The 18,370-nt window shown below is 57.4% G+C and carries 16 protein-coding genes and 1 tRNA gene; 7 read left to right on the forward strand and 10 right to left on the reverse strand.

Annotated elements, in window-relative coordinates:
- Positions 1–4: 4 nt before the first annotated feature.
- From GQX66_RS00335 to GQX66_RS00350, 4 genes are all read right to left on the reverse strand, one after another.
- Positions 5–505 (reverse strand): DUF3916 domain-containing protein, encoded by a 501-nt coding sequence (locus GQX66_RS00335; protein ID WP_240865011.1) that lies wholly within the window; start codon positions 503–505, stop codon positions 5–7.
- A 154-nt stretch (positions 506–659) separates the two neighbouring features.
- Positions 660–995: a hypothetical protein gene (locus tag GQX66_RS00340; protein ID WP_240865012.1), complete on the reverse strand. Its 336-nt coding sequence runs from the start codon at positions 993–995 to the stop codon at positions 660–662.
- Between the two features lie 251 nt (positions 996–1,246).
- On the reverse strand, positions 1,247–1,609 hold the full coding sequence (locus GQX66_RS00345) for a DUF6124 family protein (RefSeq protein WP_240865021.1): 363 nt from the start codon (positions 1,607–1,609) through the stop codon (positions 1,247–1,249).
- 530 nt (positions 1,610–2,139) lie between these two features.
- Entirely contained in the window at positions 2,140–3,150 is a 1,011-nt protein-coding gene (locus GQX66_RS00350; protein ID WP_240865421.1) for an NAD(P)-dependent alcohol dehydrogenase, read from the reverse strand.
- A gap of 172 nt (positions 3,151–3,322) precedes the next feature.
- On the opposite strand from GQX66_RS00350, the gene GQX66_RS00355 reads away from it, so the two are divergent.
- The 3 genes from GQX66_RS00355 (at position 3,323) to gabP (ending at position 7,248) form a co-directional block, all read left to right on the forward strand.
- Complete coding sequence (locus GQX66_RS00355) at positions 3,323–4,237, forward strand: LysR family transcriptional regulator (RefSeq protein WP_240865023.1); 915 nt, start codon at positions 3,323–3,325, stop codon at positions 4,235–4,237.
- A gap of 61 nt (positions 4,238–4,298) precedes the next feature.
- Positions 4,299–5,513, forward strand: coding sequence for an aldose 1-epimerase family protein (locus tag GQX66_RS00360; RefSeq protein WP_240865025.1), 1,215 nt, complete (start codon positions 4,299–4,301; stop codon positions 5,511–5,513).
- Positions 5,514–5,841: 328 nt separating this feature from the next.
- Complete coding sequence (gene gabP / locus GQX66_RS00365) at positions 5,842–7,248, forward strand: GABA permease (RefSeq protein WP_240865027.1); 1,407 nt, start codon at positions 5,842–5,844, stop codon at positions 7,246–7,248.
- 59 nt (positions 7,249–7,307) lie between these two features.
- Here the strand turns inward: gabP and GQX66_RS00370 are convergent, their stop codons facing one another.
- From GQX66_RS00370 to GQX66_RS00390, 5 genes are all read right to left on the reverse strand, one after another.
- Positions 7,308–7,934, reverse strand: a complete 627-nt coding sequence (locus tag GQX66_RS00370; protein WP_102717395.1) for a DUF4157 domain-containing protein — start codon at positions 7,932–7,934, stop codon at positions 7,308–7,310.
- A 75-nt stretch (positions 7,935–8,009) separates the two neighbouring features.
- The gene (locus GQX66_RS00375) at positions 8,010–9,521 is read right to left on the reverse strand and encodes a diguanylate cyclase (protein WP_085747517.1); all 1,512 of its coding nucleotides are present in this window, start codon (positions 9,519–9,521) and stop codon (positions 8,010–8,012) included.
- 157 nt (positions 9,522–9,678) lie between these two features.
- Positions 9,679–10,185 (reverse strand): peptide-methionine (S)-S-oxide reductase MsrA, encoded by a 507-nt coding sequence (msrA, locus tag GQX66_RS00380; RefSeq protein ID WP_011333723.1) that lies wholly within the window; start codon positions 10,183–10,185, stop codon positions 9,679–9,681.
- Between the two features lie 422 nt (positions 10,186–10,607).
- On the reverse strand, positions 10,608–11,144 hold the full coding sequence (locus tag GQX66_RS00385) for an N-acetyltransferase (RefSeq protein ID WP_085747516.1): 537 nt from the start codon (positions 11,142–11,144) through the stop codon (positions 10,608–10,610).
- Between the two features lie 138 nt (positions 11,145–11,282).
- Positions 11,283–12,884, reverse strand: a complete 1,602-nt coding sequence (locus GQX66_RS00390; RefSeq protein ID WP_240865029.1) for a sensor domain-containing diguanylate cyclase — start codon at positions 12,882–12,884, stop codon at positions 11,283–11,285.
- A gap of 219 nt (positions 12,885–13,103) precedes the next feature.
- Between GQX66_RS00390 and ycaC the strand changes: the two genes are divergently transcribed.
- Positions 13,104–13,736, forward strand: a complete 633-nt coding sequence (ycaC, locus tag GQX66_RS00395; RefSeq protein WP_007958138.1) for an isochorismate family cysteine hydrolase YcaC — start codon at positions 13,104–13,106, stop codon at positions 13,734–13,736.
- A gap of 88 nt (positions 13,737–13,824) precedes the next feature.
- On the opposite strand, the gene GQX66_RS00400 is transcribed toward ycaC, so the two are convergent.
- Positions 13,825–14,814, reverse strand: a complete 990-nt coding sequence (locus GQX66_RS00400) for a zinc-dependent alcohol dehydrogenase family protein (RefSeq protein ID WP_240865037.1) — start codon at positions 14,812–14,814, stop codon at positions 13,825–13,827.
- A gap of 126 nt (positions 14,815–14,940) precedes the next feature.
- On the opposite strand from GQX66_RS00400, the gene GQX66_RS00405 reads away from it, so the two are divergent.
- The 3 genes from GQX66_RS00405 to GQX66_RS00415 all read left to right on the forward strand — a co-directional run bounded on the left by GQX66_RS00405 (position 14,941) and on the right by GQX66_RS00415 (position 18,305).
- Positions 14,941–15,822, forward strand: coding sequence for a LysR family transcriptional regulator (locus tag GQX66_RS00405; protein WP_085747514.1), 882 nt, complete (start codon positions 14,941–14,943; stop codon positions 15,820–15,822).
- Between the two features lie 107 nt (positions 15,823–15,929).
- Positions 15,930–16,004, forward strand: a tRNA-Lys gene (locus GQX66_RS00410).
- A gap of 24 nt (positions 16,005–16,028) precedes the next feature.
- Positions 16,029–18,305: a hypothetical protein gene (locus GQX66_RS00415; protein ID WP_240865040.1), complete on the forward strand. Its 2,277-nt coding sequence runs from the start codon at positions 16,029–16,031 to the stop codon at positions 18,303–18,305.
- Positions 18,306–18,370 lie beyond the last annotated feature (65 nt).

Genomic DNA, 18,370 nt, shown 5'->3' on the forward strand with positions numbered 1-18,370 from the left:
TTGATCAAGCACGCTCCCCAATACACCACCACTGAACTTCGACTTCATCATCGTCCTGAGTTACATCATGTCCATGCTCAATGAATTGTTCGGGCAAATCCAAGGCGAGCCTGTCACTCAAGTGTATCGGAGCAAGCGAATTATGCTGCCCCAGAAAGCTCAAGTAGTACTCACGGTCATAGAACACTGTCACTTCACTATGGTGTAACCAGGGCCAAGTCAATAAGCAGGCGACGCGGTAGTAGCCTTGGCTGCGATCCGCTGCGCGGGAAAGGTGGGCCGCTGCTTCGAGCAACTGCTGGACACAGAAGGCCTGCACTTCGATACGTGCTTGCGGACCTTCAACGAGGGTATTGATTACCGGGATTTTCCAGTTTGAGTAGCGCTCGTGCTCATCGAAGCGAGGATGGAACTCGCCGCTGAAACTCGCGGCCCAGTATTCCAATGCACGGAGATGTCGGGGTATGTTTCGGAGCTTTTTGTTACTGAGGCGCAATCTTCGCAAGGGCATGTCCTTATGGGGTTGATGAAGCTAACGGCTCGGGCACTCATCGTAGGAAGCGAAATGGTCAGCGTTATAGCTGGTTTTGCAAGAGCGGGTTGGAGATTTCCTGAAATCCATCAATCCTCGATTTTTACGAGTGTTGCCAGCTTCTTAGTCAGGACCGATTGCAATCTGGATATTTTCCCCACGTGCACACGTACTCCCAGAGCAGCTTTCGCTCTAAGTGTTTGATGTAGGCAGTGGTGTAAGGCTGGCCCATGTCGACAGGGCAGGCTGAAACCCAAAGATGCTCAAGTGGCGTGGTTTCGAGAAGTGTCAACCTAAAGGTGTTGCCTCCAGAATGTCCGGGGCGTTCGCTGAATGCTGACGTGTTGAATTGACGCAACCGGTCTGCCAATGTCTGGCCTGTTGTCTCGCCAATGTAGATGATGAAATCGTTGTTTACCCGATAGTTGTCAGGTTTCTTTTTACTGCGCGCGATGAAGTACACACCCGGGAGATTCTTTCCTTCGAGTTCTGTCCGTTCAGACCAAGGACGCCAATCACAAAACCCAACCTCGCCCACCATAATTTGGCCCTATCCGAAAAAAGTGTCTTTTTAACATCATCTGTGCAGCCAACGGCGATCGTTTTTTGCGCAAATGTTTGCTTTTTGGCCGTAGCTGCCATTCATCGTGGCAGCTACGGCCAACGCTCATGCCTTCTTTAGCCGCGTACTATCGGGTCGCAGACGGCTAGCGTTTAGCTCTTAACCTCAACATGATCCAACGCCTGATTCACCGCCAACTCACTCAACATCACCAACTGCGCAATCCCGATCGCAGTCTTGCGGTGGGCAGGCTCCAGCGTGGCAGCGAAGTTGTTGAGCATCTCGCTGGCCGAGCCCAATGATTCGCTGGCATTGGCCAAGAGTGATTCGGTGTCGTACGCCGGATTGGCCAGGTACATGGGGTCGTGTTTGTGATGGCTACCCATGATCCGTTGCTGCGGAGTGAGGTAGTGATCGAGCGCGCGTTCGGCCGCTTCGTTGAGGGTTCGGGAATCGGGGAATTTGTAGGGAGAAACTGGATCGGTTTCCGGTGGGTTCGGTGTTGGCTTGAACATAGATGTAACTCCAGGGTGAGAAAGTGGAGCCATCAGCCTCGCTACCAAACGAGGGTGGTGGCCATACGGAGGTTGGTAGACCGGTCACCTGGATACCCGGCGCGTCCGAAGACGCCCTACGCATGGCCACCATAAAACAGAGGGCGAAAGAGTCCCTGCAATCTGGTGTTGCGATGCGACAGGTAATCCGGGCTACCAAACCCGATCACTGTTTTTCAGTGACCCGGAAACGATAAAACCCGCACCCCAGACGCACAAGCCGGCGGATTCTGGCGTAGTCGTAGGCAATGACGCAAGACGCTGTAGCCGTGGGGAAGTAATGCCGGGCGTTTCTAAACACAAATCAAAAAAGGCTTTAAACACGGCGGCTTTCTGCCCGGTTTACTCGTTTCTGGAAACCAGCCGTAATCTGTTGTGTGAAGCATCGGCTGCGCTGCAGAGGTCTGATCGCGGCTCGCGATGTCGAAATCCGACACACCTCTGAGCGCTGAGGCAGGCAAAAAAGGCGCCGAATTGGCGCCTTGAGGTTATCAAGCGATTTTGATCACAACCTTCCCAAATGCTCCCCTTGCGAGATGCTCATAAGCCTCACGTGCTTTCTCGAACGGATACACCTGATCGATCACGGGGCGGATCTTGTGTTGGTTGAGGAATGTGTTCATTCGATCGAATGATGAGCGCGGCGCCACGGCGATTCCGCGAATGGTCGTCTGGCGGAAAATGAGTGGCATCAGATTGAGTTCCACGGTTTGCCCCGTTAAAAATCCGATCTGCGCAATGCGCCCGGATGCCTTGGTTGCTGCGACCGATTGATTGATACCACTGCCGCCGGCTACGTCGAGTAGTAAATCCACGCCTTTGCCTTCGGTCAGCTTCAGCACTTCGTCCGCCCAGTTCGGCGTCGTTCTGTAGTTGATGCCTGCCACGGCCCCCAGCCCCTTGACGGTATGCAGATTCTTATCGCTACTCGACGTTGCGATGACCTTCGCGCCAAGCGCAGTTGCGATCTGCACGGCAAATATCGACACACCTCCCGTGCCTTGAACCAATACGGTCTGGCCTGGTTGGATCTGCCCAAAGTCCACCAGCGAATACCAGGCTGTGAGCGCAGCAATCGGAAGTGTGGCCGCCTCTTCGTCGCTCATGTTGTCCGGGGCACCGACGGCGCTGTCTTCATGGATGATCATGTATTCGGCCAAGCCGCCGGGTAGCGGTGAACCGAAGCAGTAATCGGGTTCGTTCGGGCCTGGCTCGCCATCCAGCCACCGTGAGTAAAGATGTGAGTTGACCCGATCACCGACTTTGAAGCGCGTGACGTTGTCACCGATCGCTACCACCGTGCCGGCGGCATCGCTCACCGGGATCAGTGGTTTGGGCACCATGTGCGGTTCATAAATGCCGTCGACGATTGCCTTGTCGCGAAAGTTGAGCGAGACAGCACCGACCTTGACCAGCAATTCGCCCGCCTTGGGTTGCGGCGTCGCGACCTCTTCCAATTGCAGGTTGTCGAGTCCGAAATCTTTCAATAACCACGCTTTCATCGTGAATCTCCAAATACACGTTAATGGCCTTGAACCAGAGCAGGTTCTGCCTTGGATGCATTTTTCGCTTTTGACGATGCGCAATAAATGCGTGGCAAAAGACATGATTGTTCTATCCTTGAGCAACAATCATGTTCAACTCGCGGTCAAGCGGGGTTCATAGGGTAGCGACATGGAACTGCTTCAATCGATGCGACTGTTTGCCAGGCTTACGGAACTCGGCAGTTTTACCAAAGCCGCCGAATCGCTGGACATCGGGCGGCCCCAGGTCACCCGATATATTCAGGAGCTGGAAACGTCATTGGGCGTGCGCCTGTTTCAGCGCACCACGAGAAAGGTGGCCCTTACCGCCGAGGGCGAGAGGTTCTATGAGCGGGTACAGGAGATTTTGGCGGATATTTCTGCTGCGACCTCAATGTTCGACCGATCCGGAGCAACGCTCACGGGCCGACTTCGTGTCGATATCCCGACCGCTTTCGCGCAGTTGGAATTCATCAAAAGCCTTAAAGAATTCACCGCCTCCTACCCAGGTATCAACATGGTTCTGGGCGTGACTGACCGGGCTGTCGACCTGATCGGTGAGGGCGTCGACTGTGCGTTGCGTATTGGCGATCTACCGGATTCGACCTTGATCGCTCGCCCAATCGCAATGGCGACCATGGTGACCTGTGCCGCGCCCGAGTATCTGCACCAGTACGGGGAACCCGCGACACTCGACGATCTGGCCTCCCATCGAGGCGTCAACTTCTTGTCCGGTCAGAACAACAGGACATTGCCTTGGCATTTCACGTTAAAAGGTCAGGATCGATCCTTTGTGAGTAACGCCGGCATCACCGTCACCGAGTCGAATGCGTATGTCCAGTGTGGTGTGTCGGGTTTCGGAATAATCCAGGCGCCTGGGATTACCGTGGCCGAGCATTTGGCCAGTCGCGGTTTGGTGGAAGTTCTAAAGCCCTATCGGCCAGCCCCTCGCCCTGTTTCGTTGCTCTACCCGAGTCGGACGCATTTGGCACCTCAGGTTCAGGTTTTTATCGAGTGGCTGCAAAAGCGTTTTCCGCAGCTTCATTCTGACTGGCTGGAAACATAGCTTGATGAAACGTTTCAGCAGGTTTATAAAAACCGCACAACTCCAAGAAAAGGCTGCTTCCATGACCCCGCTCAAACTCGTTGTTGCCCTCAGCGCACTGTCCGCTGCCTCTCACGCCATGGCCTGGGATTACGTTCTTCTCGACACCGACAAAGCCGCTCAGAACTGGCAGATCACCAGCCAGCAATTCGGCGTGAAAACCGACAAACCCTTCAGCGTCAGCCTGCGCACCTTGCATGGTGGTCGGCAGGAAGGCGTCAGCATTGTCGACATCGATAACGGCACGATGAAACTCTCGGTGGTGCCGACGCGGGGAATGAACGTCTTGCAGGCCTCGGTCGGCAATGTGCGTATGGGCTGGGATTCGCCGGTCAAGGAAGTGGTCAATCCGTCCTTCATCGAACTCAATGGCCGTGGTGGTCTGGGCTGGCTCGAAGGTTTCAATGAGCTGGTGACCCGCTGCGGATACGAATGGGTCGGCCACCCCGGCGTCGACAACGGCGAACTGCTGACCCTGCACGGCCGGGCCGCCAACATTCCGGCGAACAAAGTCACCCTGCACATCGATGAAACGCCACCGTACGCCATCACCCTGCGCGGTGAGCTGAAAGAGCAGGCGTTCAAGAAAGTCGACTTCTCCGTCGCCACCGAACTGGTCACGGAACCCGGCAGCGTAGTGTTCGCCCTCAACGACACCCTGACCAACAACGGTGACTATCCGAAGGAATACCAGGCGCTGTACCACAGTAATTTCAGCACCCCGTTCCTGGAGCAGGGCGCTCGTTTCGCCGCGCCGGTGAAACAAGTGTCGCCGTTCAACGACAAGGCCAAGGGCGATTTGGCTGAATGGCAAACCTACCGCGCACCGACCAAGGACTACGACGAAACGGTTTACAACGTGGTGCCGTATGCCGATGCCAAGGGCGATACGTTGACCGTGTTGCATAACAAGGCCGGCAGCCTGGGCGTTTCGGTTGGCTTCAATACGCAGACATTGCCGGTGTTTTCCCTGTGGAAGAACACCGATACCCAAGGCCAGGGTTATGTCACCGGGCTGGAGCCGGGGACGAGTTTTTCCTACAACCGCCGTTATCAGCGACCACTGAACCTGGTACCCACCATCGGGCCGAAGGAACACAAACAGTTCCGCATCAGTTACAGCTTGTTGGCGGATAAGGCGGCAGTGGACAAGGCCTTGAAGCAGGTGAGCGACATTCAGGGCGGGCGGGAGACTGAGGTGCGGCAGACACCGTTGGTTGATCTGACCAAGGGCTGACACCGGCCAGAAAAAGGGGGACTGATCTATTTTTCCTGAATAAATCAGCGCCCCTTTTTTATTCTGTGATGGCGCTCTCGAACGGGCCCGAATGCCATTCACCATGTCGAAATCAGACACCGTCGTGCCGCTCCCAGGCTATTTGCGATCAACTCCAGGCACGTAAGGTGACGCATCATTTCATCGCCCTGCGTCGTCGTCCGACCGATTTGTAACGCTGCAGCGCTTGAGGTGCGCCGCTCTGGAGCAGGGCAACAGGAAGAAATGATGATCGCCTGACATGTCGTCAGTACGCCCAAACGTCGATCACCAGAGAACAACAAAAACAATGAATAGTCTGAACTCGAAGGACTCGAACGGTCAGTTGGCGCAGGGCTTCAAGCCGCGTCATGTCACCATGCTTTCCATTGCCGGCATCATCGGTGCGGGGCTGTTTGTCGGCTCCGGCCACGCCATTGCCGCCGCCGGCCCGGCAGTCTTGCTTGCTTATCTCTTCTCCGGTCTGCTGGTCGTGCTGGTCATGCGCATGCTCGGTGAAATGGCCGTGGCCCATCCGGACACGGGATCGTTTTCCACCTATGCCGATCAGGCCATCGGCCGTTGGGCGGGGTTCACCATTGGTTGGTTGTATTGGTGGTTCTGGGTGCTGGTCATTCCGATCGAAGCGCTGGCCGCCGGGCATGTCTTGAATCAGTGGTTTCCGCAGATCGATGCGTGGTTGTTCGCGTTGCTGTCGATCATTTTGCTGGTGGTGACCAACCTGTTCAGCGTGTCCAAGTACGGCGAGTTCGAGTTCTGGTTTGCGATGGCCAAAGTGGTGGCGATCATCGGGTTCATCGGGCTGGGTTTTGCGGTGTTGATGGGCTGGATTCCGGAGCGTGAGGCCAGCGGTTTGAGCCGCTTGATGGAGGAACACGGCGGGTTTGCGCCCAATGGTTTGTCGGCGGTGGTCGGGGCTTTCATCACCATCATGTTCAGTTTTATCGGGACGGAAGCGGTGACCATCGCGGCCGCCGAATCGAGCAACCCGGCGCAGAACATCGCCAAGGCCACGCGCTCGGTGATCTGGCGCATCGGCGTGTTTTATCTGCTGTCGATTTTCGTGGTGATTTCCGTGGTGCCCTGGAACGATCCGCTGCTGGCGTCGGTCGGCTCTTACCAGCGCGCGCTGGAGCTGATGAACGTTCCCAATGCCAAATTCCTGGTCGATGTGGTCGTGCTGATCGCGGTGGCCAGTTGCATGAATTCCTCGATCTACATTTCCTCGCGGATGCTGTTCTCGCTGGGTCGTCGCGGCGATGCTCCGCAACCGTTAAAGGTTACCTCTGCAGCGGGCGTGCCGAGGGCAGCGGTGATTGCCAGCACCGTGATCGGCGCCGGGGTGACGCTGTTCAGCTATTTCATGCCGGCGGGGCTGTTCCAGTTTCTGCTCGCCAGCTCCGGCGCGATTGCGTTGCTGGTGTATCTGGTGATCGCGGTTTCGCAATTGCGCATGCGCCGGATGTTGCGTCGGCAAAACGTCGAGCTGACGTTTCGCATGTGGCTGTTTCCATGGCTGACGTGGCTGGTGATCGCGTTCATCTGCGCTGCGCTGGCGGTGATGATGGTGACGCCCGAGCATCGTCTGGAAGTGACGTCGACCATTGGGCTGGCGCTGGCGATTTCGTTTATCGGGCTGGTGACCACGCGGCAACATGGGCAGGCGAGGGCGGCGGTTTCGGCGGGCGAGGCCTAGGGTTTTTCTGGTGCTTGAACGGTGGGGTTGGCCCCGGCATGGACGCAGGGGATGTCCGATCATCGGGCTTCGGCTCGCAGCCAACGTCTGACCTCGCTCTGTATCGCATACGCCGGAGCCTCGACCGCATTGAAATCCTGCGAATACCGCTGCGCAAACCCTTCGACTCCCCATTCCTGAAACTGCTGCACATGCTTCAGTTCGTGCGCCCAGAGAGTGACGTTGTGTTCTGCGGTTTCAGCGTCGCGGAACAGGATGATGTCGATCAGCGTCACTGCACCGACATCCGGATTTTGCAGGATGGCCGTGGCGGCGTTGTATTGGCCGTCGTTGGTGACTTTGTAGTGCACGGCATCGAGGACGCCGGGTTCATACCAGCGCAGCAGTTGCTCCCGGATGTGCGGGGGAATCGGTTTGATGTCGGTACTGGCGGCTTCGGCGCGGGCCTGAGTCAAGCCCTGCGCCAGGACCGGTGCCGCCATCCGGAAAAGGTCTTCAGACAGACGTTCCGGGTCCGGCAGGCAAATGCAGCTGTCGAGGCATACTTGTTTTTCGCCGGCAGGGCAGGTGTCAGCCTGGGCTGGTGCTGCAAGCGTCAAGCAAAGGACCAAGGACAAAAAGGAGGACGCGCCAAAGGCCCCTCGGTGTACGACCCTTTCATTTTGCGTTGCCCCATACATAGTCATTCCATCTACGGGTTGTCAGCGCGAGTGGCTCGGGGAGGGGCATGCTGGTTTTCTCCCGCGTGGTTTCACCTAAGGCTAGATCAAGCCCGGCAGTTTCACCGACCTGTTTCGCCCCAAGGCCTTGGCACTGTACAGCGCCTGATCGGCGGCTTCGATCAAACCTTGCACGGGGGTGAGTCGGGAACCGGCGGCAGTGGCAATCCCGATGCTGACACTCACTCGTCCCAACGGGCTGGATTCGTGGGAAATGTTCGCTTGCTGCAACCGGTCAAGGATCAGTTGCGCCACGATCTGCGCACCTTCGCTGTCGGTATTGGGCATGATGACGCCCATCTCTTCACCGCCATACCGCGCCACAAGATCCGAGGGACGGCGCACGCACGTCTCCACGACGTTGCCAACGCGTTGCAGACAATCGTCGCCGGCAACATGCCCGTAGGAATCGTTGAACAGTTTGAAGTAGTCGATATCAATCATCAGCAGTGCCAAGGACGTGCCGTCGCGCTGCGCTCGTCGCGCCTCCAGGTCCAGTGTGACATCGAAGCAGCGTCGATTGGCCAGACCGGTCAAGGCGTCCTTCATCGCCAACAACTCGAGTTGCCTGTTTGACGAAAGCAACTGCTGCTGAGTGCCCATCAACTCTGCTTCTACTTGGGTTCTGCGTCGGATATCCAGTATCAAAAACCAACCGATGAGACCGGTAAGCGCAAGCAGGCCCGTCACCACCACGGCCGATAGCAGCGCCTCCGTTCGCCACGCGGCGAGGGCTTCGCGTTTCCCGAGTGCGACGGTCGTGATCAGCGGCAGCCGGTCACTTTTGCGAAAGGCGTAGAGCCTTTCCACACCGTCCAGGCTGGAGGTGAACGAGGCGGTGCCGACAGAGCGATCCACCAGATACTTGGCGTAGATCGGTGATTTTGAAAAATTGCGCCCCATGTCCTGCTCGCGGAAGGGGTAGCGAACCAACAACGTACCATCGGTATAAGACAACCCGATGGCACCCTCCTGGCCGACATCGATCTTTCCAAACAGCCGCAGAAAGTTTTCGATGCCCAAGGTCACCGCGACCACTCCGGCAAACTCACCGCGAGCATCATTGAAGCGTCGACTGACGGTGATGACCCATTCCTGATTGGAGCGGCTCTGAATGGGCGGACCGATAAAGGTCTCGGGGGAGGGATCATCGCGGTGATGAATGAAATAGGCCCGATCACTGCTATTTGCCCCGGCCGGAATCGGCCGGTTGGACGACATCAGCCAGCGTCCCTGACTGTCGTAGATGGTGATGCCGCTGAGCTGTGGCATCAGCGGTTCCTGCCGGTCGATCAGCGATCTGATCCGCTGGATCTGAACGGGGCCACTGCCTTCGGTTTCCAGGCGTTCGACGAGCCCGAGCAAAAGCGCCGAACTTTGGCGGACAATGCCTTCGGAATAGGTGACAAGCGCCTGGGTCAGGTTCAACCCGTGAACGTCTACTTCCTCCAGCGCTCGCTCTCGAGAGGCCAGCACCTTCCAGACAGTCAGTGAGGCCAGGGAACAGCCGATAACCAACAGCAAAAGCACAACCAGGTGCGTATCTCGCTTCACGTCACTACCTTATGGAAAGTCCGTTTTTCCGTTCCAGAGGCTATTGGATCAAGGCAATAACGGCAGCCGTTCGTCCTCATCGCGCGCAAGGATACAAGCAGTCAGGTGTCGCTGCAGCAATAGATGTACGGGTTACTGCACCGACCCCCTCTAGACCTCAACCGCGTTTCGGCAGCTTCCAGTTCGGGCGAATGAAGTGGCAGGTGTAGCCATTCGGAATGCGCTCGAGGTAATCCTGATGCTCCGGCTCCGCTTCCCAGAACGGCCCCGCCGGTTCGATTTCGGTAACCACCCGGCCTGGCCACAGACCTGATGCGTCGACATCAGCCGCAGTGTCTTCGGCGATATCGCGTTGCTGCTCGTTCAGGTAATAGATCGCCGAACGATAGCTCGGACCGAGGTCGTTGCCCTGACGGTTGGGTGTGCTCGGGTCGTGGATCTGAAAGAAAAACTCAAGGATCTGCCGATAGCTGATCACGGCGGGGTCGAAGACGATTTCGATGGCTTCGGCGTGGTTACCATGATTGCGGTAGGTGGCGTTCGGCACATCGCCGCCGGTGTAACCGACCCGCGTCTGCAGCACGCCGGGGTAGCGGCGCAACAGATCCTGCATGCCCCAGAAGCAGCCGCCGGCAAGAATGGCAGTTTCGGTTTGAGTGGTCATGGCATGTCCTTCCTCTCGAGTGGGTCGCAGATGTTTCTTGATATGAGGGAGTGTGGGCTGATTCCAAGGTTGAGTCGGTAAATAAACCATGAAGTGCGGGCTTTCGGAATTCTCCTGCTTTTGCTTCACGTCACTGTCTTTGGAGCGCCCGGCGCGGGGCACGCCAATATTGAAGCGAAAAAAAACCGCCAATCAGGCGGTTTTTTCAAAGCGGGATTCAGGTTCTGCCACCGGCGAGCCAACCATCAGGCTCCATTTCTTTGCCACAGGCTGCGGCTACTTTCAAAAAATGCCGCTGACTGGCGGAGACCCTGTTGGGCAAACAGGGTTCTTCGGCACGAAGTCTGGAAGCAGGCGCTGATTGGGCTTTTGGCTTCTTGTGTTTCATGGACACCTCTCGTGCCGGGTTGCTTGAGTCGATCTTATGGGTGGACCAGTGGAAAGACAAGGCGGTCAGTCGTGTCAAAATAAAATCCAAGCGTTTGGTAGTAGGAGATAGCACCTGAGTCAGGTTCTTGTACTTCAATTTCGGTACATCCCAGCTTTCGGGCATAGAACTCTGTTGTCAGTAGTGCCATTGGTGCGATCCAGCCTCGCAGGGTATGGGCCTTGTAGGTGTGACCCTGCAAAAGAACGATTTTTATGCAGATTGTGCTTTTTCGTGGCGTTGCATAGCACAAACCGCACAGCTCATCTTCGTACCAGAAAGCCAAGTCCAGACCTTTTGCATCTTTTGTTTTCCACTCAAGTACATCATCCCATGGGTATCCAATGGGCCCGCTCCACTGATGGTATGCGTTGATTGCCAAGGGCGTGATCGGGTCGATCCTGAGCAACTGAGCATCAATCCCGGCTGCCAGAGCTCCTGGATCCATGGAAAGCGTTTCGTGCGCAAGTTTGCGGGCTTCTGATTTGAGCGTTTGGTTTCGGAGTTCGGTACCTTTGCCTTTTCTTCGCATCGTCTGTGTTCTGTCCGGTTCAGGCAGAAGACGGTATCGAAGGCGAGGGTGCCCACGTAATCAGGCGTGAGGGACGGCTGCCGTAGGACGCTGCTTATGTGCGTGAAGGACGCAGGAATTGTCTGGTTTTAGTCACATTCAGCGATCCGTCCGCGGCATCGCCGCAATCGGCTGGATTTGCCGGGATGCCTGCGCCGAACACCAGCGATTCCGCCCTTGCTGCTTGGCCTGATACAGACAGGTATCGGCGGACTTGAGCAAAGTGGCCGGGGTCACCGCATCGTCAACCGGATAGCGCGTGGTAATCCCCGCACTCGCAGTGACATACCCCAGCGGATGCCCGGCATGTTCGAGCTCCAGCGAGCGAATGGTCTGCAAAATATCTTCAGCCACCTGAATTGCCCCGGCGCTGTCGGTGTTGGGCAATAGCACGGTGAATTCCTCGCCGCCGTAGCGTACGGCGAGGTCCGAAGGCCGCTTGACTGCTTTGCGGATGCCGTCGCCGACCGCGATCAGGCAGTCATCGCCGGCGGCGTGGCCGTACTGGTCGTTGTAGCGCTTGAAGTAGTCGACATCGAGCATGATCAATGACAGCGGCGAACCCTGACGTCGGGCCAGGCGAATCTCATCCGTCAGCGCCGCGTCCAGGCGCCGACGGTTGCCGAGGCCGGTGAGGCTGTCAGTCAGCGCCATGTCGCGCATCGTTTTGTGCGCCGAGCGAATCTCCCGTTCCATCGCCATCCGCTGGCGCAACTGGCTCAGGACGATGAGCCCGAAACAGGCCAGCACCAGAATCAGGAACACCAGCACGAAGCCGTTTTTCAGCAGGTCCTGGCGCCACGGCGCAACGATGGAATCCCGGGACAAACCAGCCTCGACCACCAGTGGGTAGGTGGTCAGGGCGCGATAGCCGTAAAGGCGTTCGGTGTCGTCGACCACCGCCCGGATCTGGACAATGCCCTGATTGGCGTTGGGCAGGTAGGTCTTGAAGATCTCGCTGTTCGCCAGGCTTTTGCCAACCACGGAGGCAATGAACGGCCGGCGCACGAGGATCGTGCCGTCGCGCATCGCCAGCACCAGTGCGCCTTTGTCATCGATGCGGAAGTCACCGTAATAATCGACGAAATAACTGACCTTGACCGTCCCCAGCAGCACGCCGGCGAACGATCCGTCGGGGTTATTCAAACGCCGCGAGATCGGAATGATCAGGTCATGGGTGGAACGGCTTTCCACCACTTGGCCGATACGCACGCGCCGGTCTTCATGGGTGCGGTGATACTGGAAATAATCGCGGTCGGCATTGTTGGCCGTCTCAGGCGTGACCTCCTTGTCGGTCACGATCCACTGGCCGTCCGGGCCGTAGATGAACAGGCCATGCAGCTGCGGCATGATTTTCGATTGCTGGATGAGCAGCTTGTGAATCCGCGCCACATCCAGGTTCTGCAAACCATCGCCTTCGACCCGCTCGGCCAGCCCCGCAGTCAGCACATCGACCTGACGGATGGTGTCCTCGGCGTGTTGCGCCGTGGCGCGGGCGAGGTTGGTCACCGAATCGCGTGCGGAAGCAAACACCGAACGGTAATCGCGCCACGTCCTCCAGCTCTCGACGGTCAGAAAAGCCACGACCACCATCAGCATGAAACTGACGGTCAGGCGAAAGGTCGAGCCGGCCTTCACGCCTTGGCGAGGCGCGCGCGGTGTTTCATCTGGGGTGGGCGCTTGCGTCTTGCGTCCGGGCATCAACATTCCCTGGCTGTCGTTGTGAGCGAGTGAACAGTATGACAAGGATCGGAGGGAAGGTCGGGCTGGCTGTGTGATCTGCTCGGCAGTTAGAGCGAATTGTCCGTTTTGAGTTGACGGTGAAACGCTTTTCAGACGATTTATCGCTTTCAGGCGAGTCAGTAATCTGTGCCCATCTTGAACGCAAACGCACTTCCACAACTAAAAAGGGATTCACACATGAGCACTCCAACCTACAACCGCCTGAACAAAGACGACGCCGTGGTTCTGCTGGTCGACCACCAGACCGGTCTGATTTCTCTGGTTCAGGACTTCTCGCCAAACGAGTTCAAGAACAACGTGCTGGCGCTGGCCGATCTGGCCAAATTCTTCGAATTGCCGACCATCCTCACCACCAGCTTCGAACAAGGCCCGAACGGCCCGCTGGTGCCGGAACTCAAGGAAATGTTCCCGGACGCGCCGTACATCGCTCGCCCAGGCCAGATCAACGCCTGGGACAACGAAGACTTCGTCAAGGCGATCAAGGCCACCGGCCGCAAGCAGATCATCATTGCCGGGGTCGTGACCGATGTGTGTGTAGCGTTCCCGACCCTGTCGGCGCTGGCGGAAGGGTTTGACGTGTTCGTGGTGACCGACGCTTCCGGCACCTTCAACACCACCGTGCAGCAAGCCGCATGGAACCGCATGACCCAGGCCGGCGCACAGATGATGAACTGGTTCTCGGTAGCCTGCGAACTGCACCGCGACTGGCGCAACGACATCGAAGGCCTGGGCAACCTGCTGTCCCAGCGCATCCCGAACTACCGCAACTTGATGAACGGCTATGCCGCGCTGACGGCGCATCAGAAATAACCGGATGCCGGATAGACGAAAGCCTGCTTTGAAAAAAGCAGGCTTTCGTCGTTTCTACCGCAAACAGCAGAGCAGGGGACTCGTCACCTCAAACCGTGACGACAATCTTCCCGACCTGCTGATTGGCCTCAAGAAAACGATGCGCTTCCTGAATGTCATCCAGGGCAAATGTCCTGGCAATGATCGGTTGCAGCGCACCCGAAGCCAGCCCGTCGCCGATGAAAGTTTTGGCGCGTGCCAGGATGGCCGGGTCGGAGACGATCTCCGTGTAGAGGTAACCCTTGAGCGTCAGGCATTTGCCGAGCACGGTGAACAGCGGGAACGGCGTTGGCTCCGGGCTCAGGGCACCGTACTCCAGCAGGATGCCGCCGCGCGCCATGCTTTGGGTCAGCGGTTCGAACGACGGGCCGCCCACCGGATCGAACACCACCCGCGCGCCTTTGCCGTCGGTCAGCGCCATGACGGCTGCAACCATGTCTTCTTCGTCGCTGACGATCACGTGTGCGGCGCCAGCGTCGAGCAAAGCTTGTTTCTTGGCGCGGGTGCGGGTGACGGCAATCGAGGTGGCGCCGACCATTTTCGCGATCTGGAAGGCTGCCAGGCCGACGCTGCTGGAGGCGGCGGTGACGATCACGAAATCGTCCTTTTGCAGTTTGGCCTGTTCGACCAGCGCACCCCACGCGGTGACGTATTGCATCCAGGACGCCGCCGCTTGTTCAAACGACAGGTTCTGCGGGTGTTTGACGGTGAGGTGGGCGGGTACGTTGGCCAGTTCGCCGTAAGTGCCCCAGCGCGCGATGTCCAGCGGCGGAATCAGGCTGACGGCATCACCGATCTTGAACTCGCTGACGTTGGCGCCGACCGCCACCACCACACCGGCCGCTTCGTAGCCGAGACGGCTGGGAAACTCCGCTTCCTGCAGATAGGCGTGATTACGGAACATCACTTCGGCGCGATTCAGGCCAAAGGCTTTGACCTCGATCTGCACTTCGTCCGCAGCGGGCGCCGGGACGTCGACGTTTTCCAGTTTGAGGACGCTCGCGTCACCGTATTCATGAATCCTGACAATGCGTGCCATCTGTACTTCCTCGGTTATCGATGAAATTGCACCGACGTGAGCCGGTGCCATGGACGCCAATTTAGGCTTTGGCCTGCTCCGGATAAAGGCCTAGGATGGCGCAACACTAGAAACAACGAGTTTCCAATGGATCGCCTCACACTCATGGCCACCTTCGTCAAAGCGGTGGAGCTGGGCTCCTTCAGCGCGGTGGCGGACGAACTCAACCTGTCCCCGCAAATGGTCGGCAAGCAAGTGAAGATGCTCGAGCAGCATCTGGGCGTTTCGCTGCTCAACCGCACCACCCGCAAGCAAAGCCTCACGGATTTCGGCCGCACGTTCTATCAGCGGGCCAAGCTGATTCTGGCCGACATGGACGCCGCTGAAGAAATGGCCGCCGTGACCCGTGGCGTGCCCAGCGGCCGGTTGCGGATCAATGCGCCCGTCACGTTCGGCGTCAGTTCGCTGTCGCCGAAGCTGCTGGAGTACATGGTTCGTTATCCGCAAGTGTCGGTGGACCTGACGCTGTCGAACGAACTGGTCGACCTGGTGGACGGCGGATACGACGCTGTATTTCGCATCGGCGAACTCGCCGACAGCGGCCTGAAGGCACTGCCGCTGATGCCCTATCAAATGGTGCTGTGCGCGGCACCGTCCTACCTCGCACGCCGCCCAACCATCACCACGCCTTGGGACCTTCAGGAGCATGAATGTCTGGCGTTCGCCTATTCGGACGGCCGCTCACACCTGCGATTCGAAGGCCCGGAAGGCTGTATCGATGTACCGATTAAAAGCCGATTGACGATTAATCAGGGCGATCCGTTACTGTCCGGGGCCGTCGCGGGGCTGGGGGTGGTGATGCTGCCGCTGGAGCTGGTCAAGGATTCGCTGAGAAGCGGGACGCTGGTAAGTCTGCTGCCGCAGTACAAGGTGCCGGTTTCGCCGATGAATCTTCTGTATGCGCCGGATCCGAGGCTGACGCCGAAGTTGAGGAGTTTTATTGATTTTGTGCGCGTAGCGTTTGGATAAGCGCTGCATTGAGTGATGAAGGCTTAACGATCAGAGATTTGTCGCAACAAAATCCCTGAATCCGAGCTTCACATACTTTCGCGACTCATCGACAATGCGCGCTCTGTTCCGGGGTAGTTCAGCGGTAGAACACTCGGCTCTTAACCGGGTGGGCGCTGGTTCGAATCCAGCCCCCGGACCCACTACATAGTAGGTCACAAGGAAGTATGTCCAGGCCTGAGGGTGAATCGGGTGCGTTCGGCGAAATAAACGCCGGTTATGCGCACTTTCAACTGTCTCGCGCGCTTACTGCACGCGACAATGACGCCAGTCCGAAAGCACTTGCCAGGATCGAACGCTGGCAAAAGGTTCTCGAAAACCTGATGCATGGCCGTACACTGTATGGCTCGCGGACGCCGTTTGCCGACCTGCCAGAATGGATCACGCTGGAAGTGGCCACTGGCGGCTTTGCAACGGGCAACCTTCTGGCCGGTGGCGAGTTGACCGCTCATGAGCGCCTGTTGGCGTCATCGATTCCCGGCATTCGAGCGGGTTACGAACGGCTCGATTTGAATAGGTGGCATCTTTCAGACGAAGGCGTAAGAACGCTGCAAGAGCGATTGACGAACGAAGACTATCGGATCGATGTACCGGAAGAGGCCGCGTTGCTGACAGTGGCCTGGTTTCTGGGGCAACAACGCGTCGAAGAAGCCAGGACGTTGATCGAGCAGATCGCGCCTTTCTTCGAACGAGTGCGTTTCTTTCCCGCGGCAGCCAACGAGCGCCCACTCTCGATGACTGAAGTTGAAGTTTTCAATGCTGGTCAAATCAGCCTGCGGCTGTCCGACCTCTTACCCCAGCCTCGTCTTACCGTCCAAAAGCATGTTGTTGAACGCAGGTTGCCCCTCTACGACACGGCGGTCTCGCTGTTCCTGCTGACGTACAACGATGGTTGGCCTTGCAGGCATTACCCTGAAGGCTGGTTCGAGCGCGCTTCGGTGCTCGGTAAAGAATTTGATATCGCCACTGAGGCTGATCCCCGCCGCGCGGGTAACTCCAGTGATCGGGCGGCGGAGTTGCTGGCATTGCTCAAGCAATGCTCTATCGATCCTGCATCGCTAACGGGGCGCCAGGTTGGGCGCATTCGCAGAATCGTCGACGACTTTGTAGCCAAGCATGGACACCCTGAGTCCGAAGAACATTCCAGCAAGCGCGCACAGCAGCGCCATCACGTATCAGCCTCGGCACACCATCTGATTGCCAAGGCTGCTTCCGCGCGACTGGCGAGATATCCAGTCTCGGAAGGCATCTCTGATTTCGCGCCGTTACTGACGCCCATCACCAACGAAGAGGCGAAGGCTTATTCATTGAAGGAGGGGGAGACCATTCCTCCTTCGATTCGTCGACGCCTCGAACGCTGCCGAAAGGGAACGGTTGCAGAGTTGATTGAACATGGGGTCATTACATCCGCAGATACCGTGGCGAAAGTGCTGCCAGCGATGACGGCGCAAATCTGTAGCGCCGGATATCGAGACGTAGCGCTGCGGGCACTGTCTGTCGCTACCTATCGTGCTTTCAGGCGTCGACGCTCTCTATTGCTGCTGAACATGCAGCGTCAGGTGAGAGTCGATGATTTACCTTGGGTGAAAGCCCTGGAGACCGAGTACGAGGCTGGCGCTCTCGCGATTGAAGGTGCCAGACAGGCTTTGGTCGAGGCGTCCGCATTGACCCTTGTTGCATTTCCTCAGGCCATTCTGCCAAACAAGTTGCTTCAGGAATTTTCCTCGCTTGCCGAATCGGCCAAGCTGGATCTTCCCTTCGTAGAGGAGATCGCGGCTGACATTTTCATGGGCGCTTTCTCCGGCAAGTTCGTGAAGGCTGCCAAGCGTTCAGTCCGGCTGATGGCCGGATCTCTTTACGCACGCTATTACGATATCGATATGGATCAGTTGGCTGCACTACCCAAGCAGCGGAATTCACGAAGCAACAGTGGTGTGCTGGCAGGTTTGTGCGCGCGGCGAGCGAATGCCGATATCGGTAGATGGAGTCCAGCGAACAACGGCACGATCATCGAACAGCAACAGATATTGACCACGCAAAATCTGGCAATCCTGTTTGATGATCTGGACCTGAAGACGCTGTTACATGATCGCTTGGGTTCAATGGCCGAGGCATGTTTCAAATGGATATGCAGTCGGCAGCAGATGCAGATCAAGTTCTACCATGCACGTCTGGTCATGTTGAAAAACACCGCGTATGCGTGGCGCCAGATGATGTTTTATCTGTCGATGCTGGATCAGTCTCGATTGGAGAGCGTGCTTGGAAACATTGAAGTGCACTTCGCCGCTCAATCCGGCGCATTTCAGGGACGATTTCTTCCCGCCATGATCGGGTTGCGCATGGCGGTATCTGGATGTCGGTTGACTTCGGCTCACCAAGAGCGGGAGGGTTGTAAGGTTTTTCTCGGGTGGACCACTGAGCGGCACTGGCTGATGCCTTCCTAGATATCGAAAAGCTCCAGGCGTAACGAAAAGCCTGCCTTCAAAAGCAGGCTTTTCGCATTTTCAGA

This window comes from Pseudomonas sp. B707, assembly GCF_022496685.1.
GTDB lineage: Bacteria > Pseudomonadota > Gammaproteobacteria > Pseudomonadales > Pseudomonadaceae > Aquipseudomonas > Aquipseudomonas paraglycinae.

What these genes read in the sequence shown, in the direction of transcription:
- GQX66_RS00405 (WP_085747514.1), top strand. Translation starts at nt 14,941, where the DNA reads ATGGATCGCCTCACACTCATGGCCACCTTCGTCAAAGCGGTGGAGCTG.
- GQX66_RS00400 (WP_240865037.1), bottom strand. Translation starts at nt 14,814, where the DNA reads ATGGCACGCATTGTCAGGATTCATGAATACGGTGACGCGAGCGTCCTC.
- msrA (WP_011333723.1), bottom strand. Translation starts at nt 10,185, where the DNA reads ATGACCACTCAAACCGAAACTGCCATTCTTGCCGGCGGCTGCTTCTGG.
- GQX66_RS00390 (WP_240865029.1), bottom strand. Translation starts at nt 12,884, where the DNA reads ATGCCCGGACGCAAGACGCAAGCGCCCACCCCAGATGAAACACCGCGC.
- GQX66_RS00385 (WP_085747516.1), bottom strand. Translation starts at nt 11,144, where the DNA reads ATGCGAAGAAAAGGCAAAGGTACCGAACTCCGAAACCAAACGCTCAAA.
- GQX66_RS00355 (WP_240865023.1), top strand. Translation starts at nt 3,323, where the DNA reads ATGGAACTGCTTCAATCGATGCGACTGTTTGCCAGGCTTACGGAACTC.
- GQX66_RS00360 (WP_240865025.1), top strand. Translation starts at nt 4,299, where the DNA reads ATGACCCCGCTCAAACTCGTTGTTGCCCTCAGCGCACTGTCCGCTGCC.
- GQX66_RS00415 (WP_240865040.1), top strand. Translation starts at nt 16,029, where the DNA reads ATGTCCAGGCCTGAGGGTGAATCGGGTGCGTTCGGCGAAATAAACGCC.
- gabP (WP_240865027.1), top strand. Translation starts at nt 5,842, where the DNA reads ATGAATAGTCTGAACTCGAAGGACTCGAACGGTCAGTTGGCGCAGGGC.
- GQX66_RS00350 (WP_240865421.1), bottom strand. Translation starts at nt 3,150, where the DNA reads ATGAAAGCGTGGTTATTGAAAGATTTCGGACTCGACAACCTGCAATTG.
- ycaC (WP_007958138.1), top strand. Translation starts at nt 13,104, where the DNA reads ATGAGCACTCCAACCTACAACCGCCTGAACAAAGACGACGCCGTGGTT.
- GQX66_RS00370 (WP_102717395.1), bottom strand. Translation starts at nt 7,934, where the DNA reads ATGACTATGTATGGGGCAACGCAAAATGAAAGGGTCGTACACCGAGGG.
- GQX66_RS00345 (WP_240865021.1), bottom strand. Translation starts at nt 1,609, where the DNA reads ATGTTCAAGCCAACACCGAACCCACCGGAAACCGATCCAGTTTCTCCC.